Raw genomic sequence first — 14,817 nt, forward strand, 5'->3', positions numbered from 1 at the left:
TCCGCTCAAGTGAGTTTTAAAGCGGGAAGCCAATTCTCGGGACAATGTATATTTTTGACCGCAGTGCACACATCAATATAATAAGTTGACTAAATATATTTTGCATTCAAATTTCTTCTCAAAAAGATTTAAGTTTGTCGGCTTATGAAATTGTGATTATTCGTGCGCAATGTGTCGCACTGTAAGCGGCTGGTTGGGTTGCGGCCCTCCCATGTTCCGCCCTTCATTCCGATGCCGTCGGAGACTTCGGATGATATCGGCGCTGTGGTGGTGGGGCGCAATAAGCGGCCGGCGAACCGGTCGGCGGACGCCGCCGGTTGTCTGGGGCCATCGGGGCCTGTGGCCAGCCCTACCATCCGGCTGCGATCAGCCGTGTCCGCGCGCCGAACGGAGCATCCGAGCGTTCGTTGCGGGGACACCGGCGGAACACACAAGGTGGAGTGTCGAACTGTCGGCCTGAAGGAGCCCTTGTGCCGCCGCCAAACATGCGCAGATCCGGTTCAACGTCGGTGATCGCCGATGGCGAGGATTCTCTCTGCGTTTCGCTGTGTTCCGTCACGGACGATGCCGCTGTGTTCCGTCACGGGCGATGCCGCTGGGTTGACGCGCGTGGCGGGCGGAGCGGGGGGGATATGCCGGCGATATCTGCCCTTAACCGAAACGAAGCTCCGCGATGGCGGTGGGAGGTCTCGGCTTAGAGTCTTTTCAAGAGAGATAGATTCTGGTTCGCATAAAAATGCGAGATGCAAATATTTAGAGCGGTCGCGGCCAGCCAGTGCGAGCGGAAAACGCTTTAGCGTGCGGCCGATATCCTTCAGCGTCTGCCAGGGCCGGGCCTTCGCGAACGGATATCCTTAATTCTTCAATCGTTAGATAATCGATTCATGTGGTGAGCCCGTCGGGATTCGAACCCGAGACCCCATGATTAAAAGTCACGTGCTCTACCGGCTGAGCTACGGGCTCACTGTTGGCAGTGGTTAGGCCGGCAGCGGCTCGGGGTCAAGGCCGCCGCGCCGGGGTTGGCTGATCCGGCGAAAGGCCCTGTGAACATCCTCAGGTCCGTTGACCCCGCGCGCCATGGTGCGCACCATGGCCAAACACCCCTCGGGCCTGGGATCGGTATGCCGCTCAACAACCGCATCGCCGCACGCGTGGAAGACATCGTCCAATGGCGTCGGCACCTGCATCGCCATCCGGAGCTCGAATACGACCTGCCGGAAACCAGCCGTTTCGTGGCCGAGCAATTGCGCGCCTTCGGGTGCGACGAGGTCGTGACCGGCATCGGCGGCACCGGCGTGGTGGCGGTGATCCGCGGCCAGGGCGAGGGGGCGCGCATGATCGGCCTCAGGGCCGACATGGATGCCTTGCCGGTCACGGAGGAGACCGGGGCGGAGCACGCCTCGCTGACCCCCGGCCGCATGCACGCCTGCGGACACGACGGTCACACCGCCATGCTGCTGGGCGCCGCACGCCATCTTGCGGAGACGCGCGGCTTCACCGGGACCGCAGTGCTGATCTTCCAGCCCGCCGAGGAGGCCGGTGCCGGCGCCAAGGCCATGATCGACGATGGCCTGTTCCAGCGCTTTCCGGTGGACGAGGTTTACAGCCTGCACAATCTGCCCGGCCTGCCGGTGGGCCATGTGGGCGTGCGGGACGGCGGGATCATGGCCTCGGCCGATCGGATCGAGATCGATATCCTGGGCTGCGGTGCGCACGCCGCGCGCCCCAATGAGGGGGTCGATGTGGTGCTGACCGGCGCCGCCATCGTCACCGCCCTGCAGCAGGTGGCCGCGCGCAATGTGGACCCCCAGAAGTCCGCCGTGGTGTCCATCAGCGTGTTCCAGGCCGGCGAGGTGGACAATGTGCTGCCGCCCATCGCGCGCCTGATCGGCACCGCGCGCACCCTCGACGGGGATGTGCGCGTTCAGGTGAAGGCGCGGGTCCGCGCCATTGCCGAGGGGATCGCGGCGGCCTATGGCGCGCAGGCGCAGGTGCGCTTCATGGAGGGATATCCGGTGACGCGGAATCATCCCGCCCAGGCGGCATTCGCGGCCGAGGTGGCGCGCGAGGTCTGCGGCGACCATGCGGTCGATGCGAACGCCGAGCCCATGCTCGCGGCGGAGGATTTCGCGTTCATGCTGGAGCGGAAGCCGGGCGCCTATCTCTTCCTCGGCAACGGGCCCTCCGCCGGCCTGCATCACCCGGCCTATGACTTTGCCGATGCGGCCATCGCTTATGGCGCTTCGTTTTGGGTGCGGCTGGTGGAACGGGCCTTGCCCTGTACCGCGCAAGATCGCTGAGGGGGCAGCCCCGCACCGGGGGACCCCATGTCGCCGAGACCGGGTCGCGGTTCCCGCTCTCGGCGTCTGAAGGGGCCAGCCCTTGGGCGTCGGCGCGCGTGGCGTGCCGCCGCCGCTCCTCAGGCTGCGGCAAAGCTGGTGACGAAGCTGTCCACCGCCGCGCGCAGTTCGTGCGCCTGCTCGGAAAGGCCGCTGGAGAGCGTCATCAATTGCGTGGATGCGGCGCCTGTCATGCTCGCCGCCTGGCCGACGCCGCCGATATTGTGCATCACCTGGTGGGTGCCGGTGGCCGCGCGCTGGCAATTGTGCGCGATCTCGCCGGTTGCCGCGCTTTGCTGTTCCACGGAGCCCGAGATCGCCTCGGCGATCTGCTTGACCGTGGCGATGGTGCGGGCGATGCCCCCCATGGATTCGACCGAGCTCTGCGTGGCTTGCTGAATCTCCTCCACTTTGGAACGAATATCCTCGGTGGCCTTGGCGGTCTGGTGGGCGAGCTGCTTCACTTCCGCGGCGACGACTGCGAAGCCCTTTCCGGCCTCGCCGGCGCGCGCGGCTTCGATGGTGGCGTTGAGGGCCAGAAGGTTCGTCTGCTCGGCGATGCTCTTGATGAGATCGATCACGTCCCCGATGTCGGAGGCGGCCTTCGCGAGTTCGGAGATGCGGACGTTGGAGCTTTCCGCCTCGGTGTAGGCGGTCTCCGTGATCTGCACGGAGCTTGCCACCTGTCCGTTGATCTCGCGGATGGAGGCCGCCATTTCTTCCGAGGATGCCGCCACCGTCTCGACGTTCGAAGAGGCTTCCTCGGCGGCGCCGGACACCGCCTGGGCCTGGCGCGTGGTTTCCTCAGCGGTGGCCGAGAGGCTCTTGGCGGCGTCAGCCACCTCGCGGGAGGAACCGGCGAATCCGGTGGCGAGGCGCTGCATGTGTTCCACAAATTCCTTTGCGAGGGCCTCGCGGCGGGCCAATGCCTCATGCTCGGCCCGCTCGCGGGCGCTTTGGGAGGCCTTCAGCTGTTCGCCCTCGCGCATCCGGTCGCGCATGTAGACCACGCTCTTGCCGATGGCGCCGATCTCGTCGCGGCGTCTCGCGGTGGCGATCTCGATGTCGAGATTGCCGTCGCCGATGGTCCGAAGCTCGGTGGACAAGGCGTCCAAAGGGCGGAACATGGAGCGCGCGAACAGATAGGACGCGACACCGAGGATCAGAAGAATGACGACGATGACCCCGGCCAACACGCGCAATTGCGCGTAAAAGGTTGCGTCGATGTCATCCACGTAAACGCCGGCGGATACGACCCAGTCCCAGGGTGAGAAGGCCATGGCATAAGCGATTTTCTGGCGCGGTGTGGGGTCCGTGCCCGCCTTGGGGAAATAATATGTCGTATAGCCGCCGCCGGAATTGCCGTTCTCGATCATCTGGCGGGCGTAGAAGGTGCCATAGGCATCTTTCCGCTCCAGGGCATCGCTGCCCTCGAGGTCCCGACGGGTGCCATGAAGCGCGATGACGCCTTCGGCATAGACGAAGAGGTAGTTGGTGCCGTCAAAACGGGTCGCGTGGATCAGGTCCGCCGCGCGCTTGCGCGCGTCCGCCGCCGTGATGGTGCCGTCGCGGACCGCTTGCTCGAGGCCCTTGAGCTGTGACACCGCCGCTTCGACGATGTGATACACCTCACTCTTGCGTTCGTTGACCATGCTGGCGCGCAAATCAGCAAGAAATATACCAGTGATTGCGATAAGCCCCGCCATGAAGGTTCCGACCAGCAAGAACAGCCGAATTTTCAATGAAATTGATCCCACCGCAGACCATCCCGATCTTAATCGCCTGATAGGTCTTATCTATGATGAGGGTGCGCCAAAATGTATAGATGGAAAAACGCCGATATCGGCAATTTCAAAAATATAGATGTCAATCCGACACAGAGAAAAAATAGGTTCAGGTCAATATGGAATTGAGGATATATTGACAAACTGTGGGGATGAGTGCAGCCGCGGCGTGGCAGGTCGTCTGCTATATTGCGGATGGCCGGGTCAAGGTCCTACTTATGGTATAATTACAAAATTGCCCCTGGTGGGGGAGTTGCGGCAGCAGCGCGGGCGGGTTGGGGGAGCGGTTGTGCCCGTGGAGAGCGGGGCCTTGCCTGTATTGCGGAGGGTGTGCTTTTCGGCGCGGGGACATGCGGGCTGTCTGAGCCGCCGACGCCGCGCGGTCCCGATGCTTGCCGACAGGAGAGAAATATGACCGCGCGTGAGACGCAGGCGGCCGGTGCGGGACCCGGCGCGACCCTGGCCATGGCTGCCGCTGCGGGCGTGGCTGTCGCGAACATCTACTACAATCAGCCGATGCTGGCGGTGATCGGGCAGGACCTGCCCGGCCGCCTCATCGGCACGATTCCGACCGCGACGCAGCTTGGCTATGCGGTGGGCCTGTTCATGCTGGTGCCGCTCGGGGATCTGGTGGAACGGCGCCGCCTGATCGTGCTGCAATTTGTCGTGCTGGCGGCGGCGCTGGTGGTCGCGGCGGTGGCGCCCAATGCGCTGGTGCTCGCGCTGGCGTCGTTTGCGGTCGGGCTCGCCGCCACCGTTGCCCAACAGGTCGTGCCGCTGGCGGCGCATCTGGCGGCGCCCGAGCGGCGCGGCGCCACCGTTGGCATGGTGATGGCCGGGCTGTTGAGCGGCATCCTGCTCAGTCGGACGCTGGCGGGCTTCGTGGCCACCCATGGGGGGTGGCGCGAGATGTTCTGGCTTGCGGTGCCCCTGTCCTTGGGCGCGGCGGTGCTCATGGCGATGATGCTGCCCCGGAGCCGGCCCGACGCCACGCTCGGCTATGGCGGGCTGCTGCGCTCTGTTTTCGAGCTCTGGCGCGAGTTTCCGGCCCTGCGGCTGGCCGCGGTTACCCAGGCTGCCTTGTTCGGAGCCTTCACCGTGTTCTGGACCATCCTTCCGTTCCGGCTGGCTTCGCCCGGATTTGATCTTGGAGCCGACATCGCGGGCCTGTTCGGCCTCGTCGGTGCCGTCGGCATCCTCGCGGCACCATTGGCGGGCCATTTCGCGGATCGCCATGGACCGGCACGCGCGGTGATGCTGGGGGTCACGGTGACGCTGGCGTCCTGGCTGCTGTTCGGGATCTGGGGGGCGATCGGCGGCCTCGTGGTTGGCTGCGTCCTGCTTGATTTCGGGATTCAGAGCGCGCTCGTGTCCCAGCAGCACATCATCTACGCGCTGCGCCCGCAGGCGCGTGCGCGAATCAACACCGTATTCATGGGCATCATGTTCACCGGCGGTGCCTTGGGGTCGGCGCTCGCTCTGCTGGCGTGGGCGAGCGCGGGGTGGACGGCTGTCTGTGCGCTGGGCATCGGCTTCGGCGCCATCGCCACGGTCCTGCAACTGAAGGCGCAACTTGCCCGACGCAGGACCTGAACCGCGACCAAGCCACGTCCAGCCCGGCGACGGCCGAGGGTGCCGAGCTATCGGTGTGTTGTTCCGCCCCGCGCGCCAGGGGGAGGCGGGGGCATCGGGGAGGCCGGGGGTGCATCGCTGGCGGATGTCCGCCGGCTGGTCACGCTCTCATGTCGTGGCGGCCCATGCCACACGCATCGCCGACAAACCGGTCCCGGACTCTCCCTTCACGGGCGCACCCATCCCAAAGGCCCGCGCGCGTTGCGGTCGGGCCCGATGGGCGGGTTGGGGGAGTGTTGCCGTAACGTGATGTCCAGTGGTTGCCCTCAAGAGGGCGTTCGTTCCGCCCACGGCCACCATCGGGCGGGGGATCCTCCCGCTTTGGGGTGGGAAGCGACGCTGCGGGGGCGCGTTGGCCTCGACATGAAATCGCCCGGGCCGTGGGACCCGGGCGATTGGTTTGCAAGCTGCGTCACTGGCCCGTCCGCGCCTCCAGGAGGCGCGGACGGAGGGGGTCAGTAGCGGGCGTCGGAGGGCCGGCCGCCCTTCGGCCAGTCGTTGACCTTGCCGGGGAAGTCCGGGCGCGGCATGTGGGTGAAGTATTCCGCCACGTCCACGGCGTCCTGATCAGAAAGGCCACCTTGGCCGAGCGGGAACTTCTCGTGGAAGCCGATGGGCATGTTGCGCTTCACAAAGGCGGCCGCGGTGTAGGTGCGGGCCATGCCGGCGCCGATGTTGAAGGACTTGTCGCCCCACAGCGGCGGATAGATGAAGGCGCCATTCGCGTCCTGAAGGCCCTCGCCATCGGCGCCGTGGCAGACGGCGCATTGGGTCGTGTAGACCTGCTTTCCGTTGTCGACGTTGGGCTTGATCGCCTTGTCGATCTTGCCTACGCCGCGGCCCTCCACCTTGTCCTCGGGCTTGGTGGCGCCCTTCATCCAGTTGAAATAGGCGACCATGGCCTTCATGTCGTCGCCGTCCTTCGCAAGCGGCTTGCCGTTCATGGAGCGCAGGAAGCAGCCGTTGATGCGGTCTTCCAGGGTGATCTCCCGGCCGGCACGCGGCGCATAGCTCGGGAACATGGCCGAGACGCCCACATAAGGGGAGCCGTCCGCGACGGTGCCGCCGTTGAGATGGCAGCTGGTGCAGTTCAGCACGTCGCCCACATTCTTCGGCAACAGGGTGTGGGTCTCGGTGTTGAGGCGCATGCCCCATACGAGCTGCTTTGCGTTGGCTTCGTTCAGCAGGTTGGCAAGGCGCGGCGTCTCGAACTTGGACATGTCGATCTTGGGATCGAGCAGCGCACGGGCCTTCTTCACCTGGTCCGCGCTCACCGGCGAGGCGGTGTTGCCCCAATTGGTGCGGATGAAGGTGAGGATGTCCGCCACTTCCTGGTCATCCAGCCGGGCGAAGCTCGGCATGGTGAAGACACGGGGATAGGCGTTGGTTTCCGCCGTCTTCCAGCCGGTGAGGGTGATGTGCATCAGCGTCGCGGCATCATTGGCCGTGACGGTTGGGTTGCCGGCCAGGGGCGGGAAGACCTTGGGCACGCCGGCACCGTTCAGGCGGTGGCAGTCGGTGCAGAACTGCGCGTAGCCGAGCCCGCCCCGCGTCGTGAACATGGCCTCGGGCACCGCATCGTTGTTCGGCAGCGGCGTCACCTCGTGCGGATGGTCCGTAGGCAGCGACTTCAGATAGGTGGCGATGGCGGTCAGGTCATCGGCGCTGAAGTGCTGCGTGGAGTTGTGGATCACCTCCGTCATGGAGCCGGACACGGTCGCGAAGCGGTTCTGGCCGCTTTTCAGCAGTTCGACCGTGTCGGGAACAGTCCATAGATCGCGCAGGTTGATGGCGTTCCATTCCTCCACCTTGGCGCCGGAGACGAACTTGTCGCCGTTCGGCCCGCGGTTGGACATGGCGACTTCCTGGAAGCCGATGCCGCGCGGGGTGTGGCACGCGCCGCAATGGCCGAGGCCCTCGACCAGATAGGCGCCGCGATTCCACACTGCGTCCTTGGTTGGGTCGGCCACGAAGGGGCGGCTGTCCAGGAATGCCAGGTTCCAGAAGGCAAGGCCCCAGCGCTGATTGAAGGGGAAGCCGATGCCGGGCGCCTTGTTGGGCTGCGCCACCGGCTCCACGCCCTGCATGAGGTACGCATAGAGCGCGTACATGTCGTCTGGCGTGATCTTCGCGTAGGATGGATAGGGCATGGCCGGGTACAGATGCGCCCCGTCCGCCGTCACCCCCTTGCGCATGGTGCGGTCGAACGCGCCGAAGCTGTACTGGCCGATGCCGGTCTTCGGATCCGGCGTGATGTTGGTGGAGTAGAGCACGCCGAAGGGGGTTTCCAGCGGCAGGCCGCCGGCCATCGGACGGCCACCGGGAGCGGTGTGGCAGGCGACGCAATCGCCCAATTCGGCCATGTATTTGCCGCGCGCGATCAGTTCCGTGTCCGTGGTCTTGGGCAGCGCGCGGCCGGCATCAGGGATGCGCGGCGGGGTGACCACCCACCAGAAAAAGCCCGCGCCGGCGATGGCCGCCGCAGCCACAAGCGCCCCCGCCACCTTCCATTTCGATCTGCGTCTGCCTGAAACGTCGCTGTCCATCGTCTCGCCTCCGGGTGCGGGCGGAAGCGTGCTTCGATGCGTCCATGGCCGTCCCGTCGGGCATCCCGGCCCACAGGCAGTTTGCAACGCATCGAGGCCTGCCACCGCGGCGTACCTGCCACCTTCATCGACCGGGGACTGTATCGTCGCATTGACGTGCCGCAACTGTGAAATGTGGCGAGCACCCGTCCTGAGTGGTGGTCGGAGACCGCCCGCTTGTGTGTGGACGGTCCTTTGCACATGCCGGCGCCGTGATGGCGCTGGCGGTCACGATTGCGTGTGCAGTGCACTATGGCGGACCACGCGGACGGGCGCGCCCTCTGTTCAGGCGTCGCCCTTCGTCGCCTGAAAGGACGTCAGTTGGCGCGCTTCAGCAGGTTTTCCGGCAGTTTGCGGCAGAGATCCGCCACCTGCTTCAGCAGCGGCGCCATGGCCGATGTCTTTCGCCACAACAGGCCGATCTGACGGCTGGGATGGGAATCGATGAAGTCGAGAAAATGGATGTTATCCGACGGCCGCGACTGGCTCTGAATGGCCAGCATGGGCAAAAGCGTGATACCGGCCCCCGCCACCACCATCTGCCGCAGGGTTTCAAGGCTGGTGGCGCGGAACTCGCTCTTTTCCCGTGCGCCCGAGAGCTGGCACACTTCCAGCGCCTGGTCGCGCAGGCAATGGCCATCTTCCAGCAGCATCAGATTGTGTTGGCCGAGCTCGTCCAGATGGAGGGAACGGCGCTTGGCCAGGGGATGATCGGCGGGAACCGCCAGCAGGAACGGTTCCTCGAACAGAAACTCGCTGTGCAGGTGATGATCGTGGACCGGCAGCGCCAGGAATGCGGCGTCGAGCGTCCCCGCATTGAGCCGCGCCAGGAGATCCGCGCTCTTCTCCTCGAATAGCATCAGCTCCAACTGTGGAAAGCGCGCCCGGATCAGGGGCACCACATGGGGCAGCAGATAGGGTCCGAGGGTGGGGAACACGCCCAGCTTCAGCGTGCCGCCTTCGGCGGAGCGGCTGCGGCGGGCGCCTTCCTTCATCTGGTCCACTTCATTGAGAATCCGCCGGGCCCGTTCCACGGCGTCGCGGCCGGCGGCGGTCAGCATTACCCGGCGCGGCGTGCGCTCCACCAGGGGCACGCCCAATTCCTCTTCCAGCTTGCGGATCTGCATGGACAGCGTGGGCTGGCTCACCAGGCACACTTCCGCGGCACGGCGGAAATTCCGATGGTCCGCCAAGGCGATGAGATATTGCAGCTCGCGCAGGGTCATCTCGTCTCGATGTGCGCCGCCCACCGGATGGACCGGTGGGCGGCAGTGAGGGGCAAGCCATTCCCCGGTGTGGATCAGGCCGCCTTGCTCTCCGGCTCGCCGGGCGCCGAGGAACGGATGAGGTAGTCGAACGCGCCCAGCGATGCCTTGGCACCCTCGCCCATGGCGATGATGATCTGCTTGTAGGGCACGGTTGTGCAATCACCGGCCGCGAACACGCCCGGCACCGAGGTCTGGCCGCGCTCGTCCACCACGATTTCGCCGCGGGGGGAAAGCTCCAGGCTGCCCTTCAGCCATTCGGTGTTCGGCAGCAGGCCGATCTGGACGAAGATGCCCTCCAGCTCCAGGGTCTGGATCTGGCCGGAGACGCGGTTCTCATAAGTGAGGCCGGTCACCTTCTGCCCGTCGCCGAGCACCTCGGTGGTGCGGGCCGACAGCTTGACATCCACATTGGGCAGGCTCGCCAGCTTGCGCTGGAGCACCTCGTCGGCGCGCAGCTTGGTGTCGAACTCGAAGAGGGTCACATGGGCCACCACGCCGGCGAGGTCGATGGCCGCCTCCACGCCGGAATTGCCGCCGCCGATCACCGCCACCCGCTTGCCCTTGAACAGGGGGCCGTCGCAATGGGGGCAATAGGCGACGCCCTTGGCGCGGTACTTGTCCTCGCCGGGCACGCCCATCTGCCGCCAGCGGGCGCCGGTGGCGAGGATGACGCTCTTGGCCTTCAGCGCGGCACCGTTGGCGAGCTCGATCGAGATGAAATCGTCGCCGGGCACCAGCTTCTGGGCCTTCTGGAGATTCATGATCTCCACCTCATACTCGCGCACATGCTGTTCCAGCGCCGTGGCGAGCTTCGGGCCCTCGGTGTAGGGCACGGAAATGAAGTTCTCGATGGCCATGGTGTCCAGCACCTGGCCGCCGAAGCGCTCGGCCGCGACACCGGTGCGGATGCCCTTGCGCGCCGCATAGATCGCCGCCGCGGCGCCGGCCGGACCGCCGCCCACCACCAGCACCTCGAACGGATCGAGGGTGGCGAGGCGCTTGGCCTCCCGCTCCACCGCGCCGGTGTCGAGCTTGGCGACGATCTCCTCGACGCCCATGCGGCCCTGGCCGAACACTTCGCCGTTCAGATAGACGGTGGGCACCGACATCACCTGGCGTGCGTCCACTTCCTTTTGGAAGAGGGCGCCGTCGATGGCCGCGTGCTGGATCTTCGGGTTCAGCACGGCCATGAGGTTCAGGGCCTGCACCACATCCGGGCAATTCTGGCAGGACTGGGAGAAATAGGTTTCGAACTTGAAGTCGCCGTCGAGGCCCTTGATCTGGTCGATGATCGCCTGCTCGACCTTCGGCGGATAACCGCCGGTCTGGAGCAGGGCGAGGATGAGCGAGGTGAATTCGTGGCCCATGGGCAGGCCGGCGAACGCCAGATGAATGTCCTCGCCCGGGCTCGTCAGCGCGAAGGAGGGCACGCGCGCATCTGAGGCGCCGCGGCTCTCGGTGACGGTGATCTTGTCGGAGAGCTGCACCAGGTCGTTCAGAAGGTCCAGGGTTTCCCTGGACTTGGCGCCGTCGTCCACGAACGCGGTGATCTCGATCGGGCGGACCACGCGCTCCAGATAGGTCTTGAGTTGAGCCTTCATCGTGTCGTCGAGCATGGCAATCCTCCGATGAACCGAATGGAGTGAAACCCGGCCTCCCGCCGGGAGAAGCAGCCTTCCCCATGGAGAGGGAAGGCTGCCATGCGCACGATCAAAGGAGCGTGCGCGTCGCGTTGCGGCAGATCAGATCTTGCCGACGAGGTCGAGGGACGGAGCGAGGGTCTTCTCGCCTTCCTGCCACTTGGCGGGGCACACCTCACCGGGGTGGGACGCGACGTACTGGGCGGCCTTCACCTTGCGCAGCAGGTCGGAGGCATCACGGCCGATGCCCTCGGCGGTGATTTCCGTGGCCTGGATCACGCCATTCGGGTCGACGATGAAGGTGCCGCGGTCGGCAAGGCCCTGGCCGGGGCGCAGCACTTCAAAGTTGGTGGAGATCTCGTGGTTGGGATCGCCGAGCATGGTGTACTTGATCTTGGCGATGGTGTCGGAGGTGTCGTGCCACGCCTTGTGGGTGAAGTGGGTGTCGGTGGACACCGAGTAGATCTCCACGCCGAGCTTCTGGAACTCAGCATAGTGATCGGCCACGTCGCCAAGCTCGGTCGGGCAGACGAAGGTGAAGTCGGCCGGGTAGAAGAAGAACACGGACCACTTGCCCGCAAGGTCGGCGTCGCTCACCTCGATGAACTTGCCATCCTTGAAAGCCTGGGCCTTGAAGGGCTTGATCTTGGTATTCACGAGAGACATGACATTTCCTTGGGTCAGGTTGCGGTGCAGAAGGGCCGAAAGCCTTCGCGACGCAACATATGGGGATGGTCCGGATAAGCAAAATAGATAAATTCGTCATTTTTGATAGGCTGAAGCTATCAAAAATGCCATAAAATCCTGTATCTGAAGGGATTTGTCGCGCTGTCGCAGGGCGGATGTCCCTGTCGATCGCCCCATTGTGCTATGCGGCAGAATGGCGCGGTTTGCCGGGGTGGGCAGATGCGCGGCCCGCACGCTGGCGCGCCGGGGCGGGGTCAGCGCGCGGGCGCCCCATCCCGGCGCGGCAGCAGCACCAGAAGCGCGCCGGTGAGCACCAGGGCGATGCCCAGGGCCGCGCCGAGGGTCCAATGAAAGGCTTCGAACCAGGTGGACAGGGCCAGCGCCACCAGCGGGAACAGCACGGTCACATAGCCCGCGCGGCTGGCGCCGATGCGGCGGATGAGGGCGAAGTAGATCGCGAATCCGGACAATGTCTGCGCCGCCACAAGATAGAGCAGGGAGCCCACATAGCGTGCCGTCCAATCGATCGTGAACGGCGCGCCGCGGAGGATCGCCACCACCAGCATGATGGCGAAGCCATAGAAAAAGCCCCATGCGGTCATGGAAACGAGCGGGTAGCCCCGCCGTCCCGCCAGACCGGACACCAGGCTGCCGACCGAGAAGCAGAACGTGCCGGCCAGGGACAGCAGCAGCCCGACGCCCGCGCCCTCAACGCCTTCCCCGGAGGCGAGGGTGGGGCCGAACACCAGGGCAAGGCCCGCCACACCCACCACCGCGCCCGCCACCACCTGCCGGTGCAGGGGTTGGCCCAGCACCGCCGCGCCGATGAGGGGAATCATCACCGCCGCCAGCGCGAACACCACCGACAGCAAACCGGATGGCAAATGATAGCCGGCATAATAAAAGGTGATGAAGTTGAGGGAAAACAGGGTCACGCCCAGCACGGCGAACACCAGATGGTCGCGCCAATGGAACAGCAGCCGCTCACCCCGCACCGCCACCACGATGAACATGACCACGGTGGCGATGAGGAAGCGCCAGACCAGGGATACCTCGGGCACCACCACGCCGAGCTGCATTCGCAACGGCAGCCAGCCGCTTCCAAAAATGAGGATGGTGGCCGCGTAAAGCAGCAGATCCACCGGTCCTATGGTGGCGGAAGGAGGCGCTGGCGCCTTTGGCATCGGGCTGCTCCGGAAGCGGTCTGGAATCGTAAGGTTCCAGTATTAATAGGAGGATTCGCCGAGCCACGCGCGGCGTTTCGCGCGACGGGGCTCCGATCGCCCGGCGGACCGCGGCCTATGGGGGCGTTTGTCGAGCGCACACGCGTTTGCTGCCCGCCGGCCGGCGCTTCGGATCGGCGACGATGCCCCTTGGGACCGGCCGGCGGCCCGTATCATTCCACCATGCACTTATCGCATGGCAGATAAGCTAACGGCGAAGATCAGTAGGCGAGGGTGGTGAAGGCCGGCTCCACGGAACCGTCCCAATCCCCCTGGAAGTGGTCGAGCAGAATCTCGGCCGGCGCGCGCCCGGAGAAGACGGTTTCCTCCAACGGCGCCAGAAAGCGCGTTTCGTCCCGACCCTGGCGGTCGAGGAAGCCACGGCGCGCGAGGCCGGCGGAGGAAAGGGCAAGGGCCTGCCGCGCCACCTCCTTTAGCTTGTGGCCTCGGATTTCCGAATGGAGGGCGAGCCGGGGCACATCATCCCGCAGACGCTGGCGGTCCTCGGCGGTCCAGTCCTTCACGAGGTCGAAGGCGGCGTCGAGGCTGTCCCGGTCATAGAGCAGGCCCACCCAGAACGCGGGCAAGGCGCACAATTTCGCCCAGGGGCCGGCATCGGCGCCGCGCATTTCCAGGAAGCGCTTCAGCCGGACCTCGGGGAAGATGGTGGACAGGTGGTTCACCCAATCGGACAGGGTCGCCACTTCGCCGGGCAGTACCGGATGGCGCCCGGCCAGGAGATCGCGGAAGGAGGTTCCCGCCACGTCGATATAGGTGTCGCCGCGCTTCACGAAATACATGGGCACGTCGAGGGCATAATCCACATAGGCCTCGAAGCCGAAGCCGTCCTCGAAGGCAAACGGCAGCATGCCGGAGCGGGCGTTGTCGGTGTCGCGCCAGATCTCCGAGCGGAATGACAGGAAGCCGTTCGGCTTGCCCTCGGTGAAGGGCGAGTTGGCGAACAAAGCCGTGGCCACCGGCTGCAAAGCGAGCCCCACCCGCATCTTCTTGACCATGTCGGCTTCGCTGGAGAAGTCGAGGTTCACCTGCACGGTGCAGGTGCGGAACATCATGTCGAGGCCGAACTTGCCCACCTTGGGCATGTAGTTGGCCATGATCTTGTAGCGGCCCTTGGGCATCACCGGGGTTTCGGAGCGGCTCCACTTGGGGCTCATGCCGATGCCGAGGAAGCCGATGCCGAGCGGCTCGGCCACTTCCCGCACCTGGGCGAGGTGGGCATTCAACTCGGCGCAGGTCTCGTGGATGGTCGAGACCGGCGCGCCCGAAAGCTCGAACTGGCCGCCCGGCTCCAGGGAGATGGCGCCGCCGCCGGTCACGTCGGCAAGGCCGATGATGTGCTCGCCCTCCATGATCGGCTCCCAGCCGAGCAGAAGGCGCATGCCCTCCAACAGCTTGCGGATGCCTTTCGGCCCCTCGTAGGGCACCGGCTCGTGGCGGGCCAGGGTGAAGGGGATCTTTTCGTGCTCGGTGCCGATGCGGAAAGAGCTTTCCGGCTTATTGCCCTGTTCGATCCAGGCGATCAGTTCGTCGCGGGAGGTGATGGGGGTCGCGTCGAGCGTATCGCGGGCCATACGGACATCTCTTCAGCACATCAGGTGCACTTCGGGGGGTGCACTTGGGCGGTGCACTTTGGGGCGC

At 65.4% G+C, this 14,817-nt stretch carries 9 protein-coding genes and 1 tRNA gene; 2 read left to right on the forward strand and 8 right to left on the reverse strand.

Annotated features, from left to right (window positions below; all coding sequences use genetic code 11):
* Positions 1-887: 887 nt before the first annotated feature.
* Positions 888-963, reverse strand: a tRNA-Lys gene (locus HUW53_RS06800).
* Positions 964-1,121: 158 nt separating this feature from the next.
* Here HUW53_RS06800 and HUW53_RS06805 point away from each other — a divergent pair.
* Positions 1,122-2,300 carry a M20 aminoacylase family protein gene (locus HUW53_RS06805; RefSeq protein WP_237344999.1) on the forward strand — a complete coding sequence of 393 codons (1,179 nt, stop codon included), beginning with the start codon at positions 1,122-1,124 and terminating at the stop codon, positions 2,298-2,300.
* Between the two features lie 119 nt (positions 2,301-2,419).
* On the opposite strand, the gene HUW53_RS06810 is transcribed toward HUW53_RS06805, so the two are convergent.
* Positions 2,420-3,991, reverse strand: a complete 1,572-nt coding sequence (locus tag HUW53_RS06810; RefSeq protein WP_237345000.1) for a methyl-accepting chemotaxis protein — start codon at positions 3,989-3,991, stop codon at positions 2,420-2,422.
* A 543-nt stretch (positions 3,992-4,534) separates the two neighbouring features.
* Between HUW53_RS06810 and HUW53_RS06815 the strand changes: the two genes are divergently transcribed.
* The gene (locus tag HUW53_RS06815) at positions 4,535-5,716 is read left to right on the forward strand and encodes an MFS transporter (RefSeq protein ID WP_237345001.1); all 1,182 of its coding nucleotides are present in this window, start codon (positions 4,535-4,537) and stop codon (positions 5,714-5,716) included.
* A gap of 494 nt (positions 5,717-6,210) precedes the next feature.
* Here HUW53_RS06815 and HUW53_RS06820 read toward each other — a convergent pair whose 3' ends face one another.
* From HUW53_RS06820 to HUW53_RS06845, 6 genes are all read right to left on the reverse strand, one after another.
* Entirely contained in the window at positions 6,211-8,259 is a 2,049-nt protein-coding gene (locus HUW53_RS06820) for a c-type cytochrome (RefSeq protein WP_394085366.1), read from the reverse strand.
* A 398-nt stretch (positions 8,260-8,657) separates the two neighbouring features.
* Positions 8,658-9,566, reverse strand: coding sequence for a DNA-binding transcriptional regulator OxyR (gene oxyR / locus HUW53_RS06825; RefSeq protein WP_237345002.1), 909 nt, complete (start codon positions 9,564-9,566; stop codon positions 8,658-8,660).
* A 74-nt stretch (positions 9,567-9,640) separates the two neighbouring features.
* The gene (ahpF, locus tag HUW53_RS06830; RefSeq protein ID WP_237345003.1) at positions 9,641-11,224 is read right to left on the reverse strand and encodes an alkyl hydroperoxide reductase subunit F; all 1,584 of its coding nucleotides are present in this window, start codon (positions 11,222-11,224) and stop codon (positions 9,641-9,643) included.
* A gap of 126 nt (positions 11,225-11,350) precedes the next feature.
* Positions 11,351-11,914 carry an alkyl hydroperoxide reductase subunit C gene (gene ahpC / locus HUW53_RS06835; protein ID WP_237345004.1) on the reverse strand — a complete coding sequence of 188 codons (564 nt, stop codon included), beginning with the start codon at positions 11,912-11,914 and terminating at the stop codon, positions 11,351-11,353.
* A 275-nt stretch (positions 11,915-12,189) separates the two neighbouring features.
* Positions 12,190-13,119, reverse strand: a complete 930-nt coding sequence (locus HUW53_RS06840) for a DMT family transporter (RefSeq protein WP_237345005.1) — start codon at positions 13,117-13,119, stop codon at positions 12,190-12,192.
* 260 nt (positions 13,120-13,379) lie between these two features.
* A complete protein-coding gene (locus tag HUW53_RS06845; RefSeq protein ID WP_237345006.1) occupies positions 13,380-14,750 on the reverse strand; it encodes a glutamate--cysteine ligase in 1,371 nt (456 codons plus the stop codon).
* Positions 14,751-14,817 lie beyond the last annotated feature (67 nt).

The organism is Xanthobacter agilis, assembly GCF_021730435.1.
In the GTDB taxonomy this organism is placed as follows: domain Bacteria; phylum Pseudomonadota; class Alphaproteobacteria; order Rhizobiales; family Xanthobacteraceae; genus Xanthobacter; species Xanthobacter agilis.

Bases quoted from the DNA above. Each gene is read 5' to 3' on its own strand.
- oxyR (WP_237345002.1), bottom strand. From the start codon at position 9,566: ATGACCCTGCGCGAGCTGCAATATCTCATCGCCTTGGCGGACCATCGG.
- ahpC (WP_237345004.1), bottom strand. From the start codon at position 11,914: ATGTCTCTCGTGAATACCAAGATCAAGCCCTTCAAGGCCCAGGCTTTC.
- HUW53_RS06840 (WP_237345005.1), bottom strand. From the start codon at position 13,119: ATGCCAAAGGCGCCAGCGCCTCCTTCCGCCACCATAGGACCGGTGGAT.
- ahpF (WP_237345003.1), bottom strand. From the start codon at position 11,224: ATGCTCGACGACACGATGAAGGCTCAACTCAAGACCTATCTGGAGCGC.
- HUW53_RS06805 (WP_237344999.1), top strand. From the start codon at position 1,122: ATGCCGCTCAACAACCGCATCGCCGCACGCGTGGAAGACATCGTCCAA.
- HUW53_RS06815 (WP_237345001.1), top strand. From the start codon at position 4,535: ATGACCGCGCGTGAGACGCAGGCGGCCGGTGCGGGACCCGGCGCGACC.
- HUW53_RS06845 (WP_237345006.1), bottom strand. From the start codon at position 14,750: ATGGCCCGCGATACGCTCGACGCGACCCCCATCACCTCCCGCGACGAA.
- HUW53_RS06810 (WP_237345000.1), bottom strand. From the start codon at position 3,991: ATGGTCAACGAACGCAAGAGTGAGGTGTATCACATCGTCGAAGCGGCG.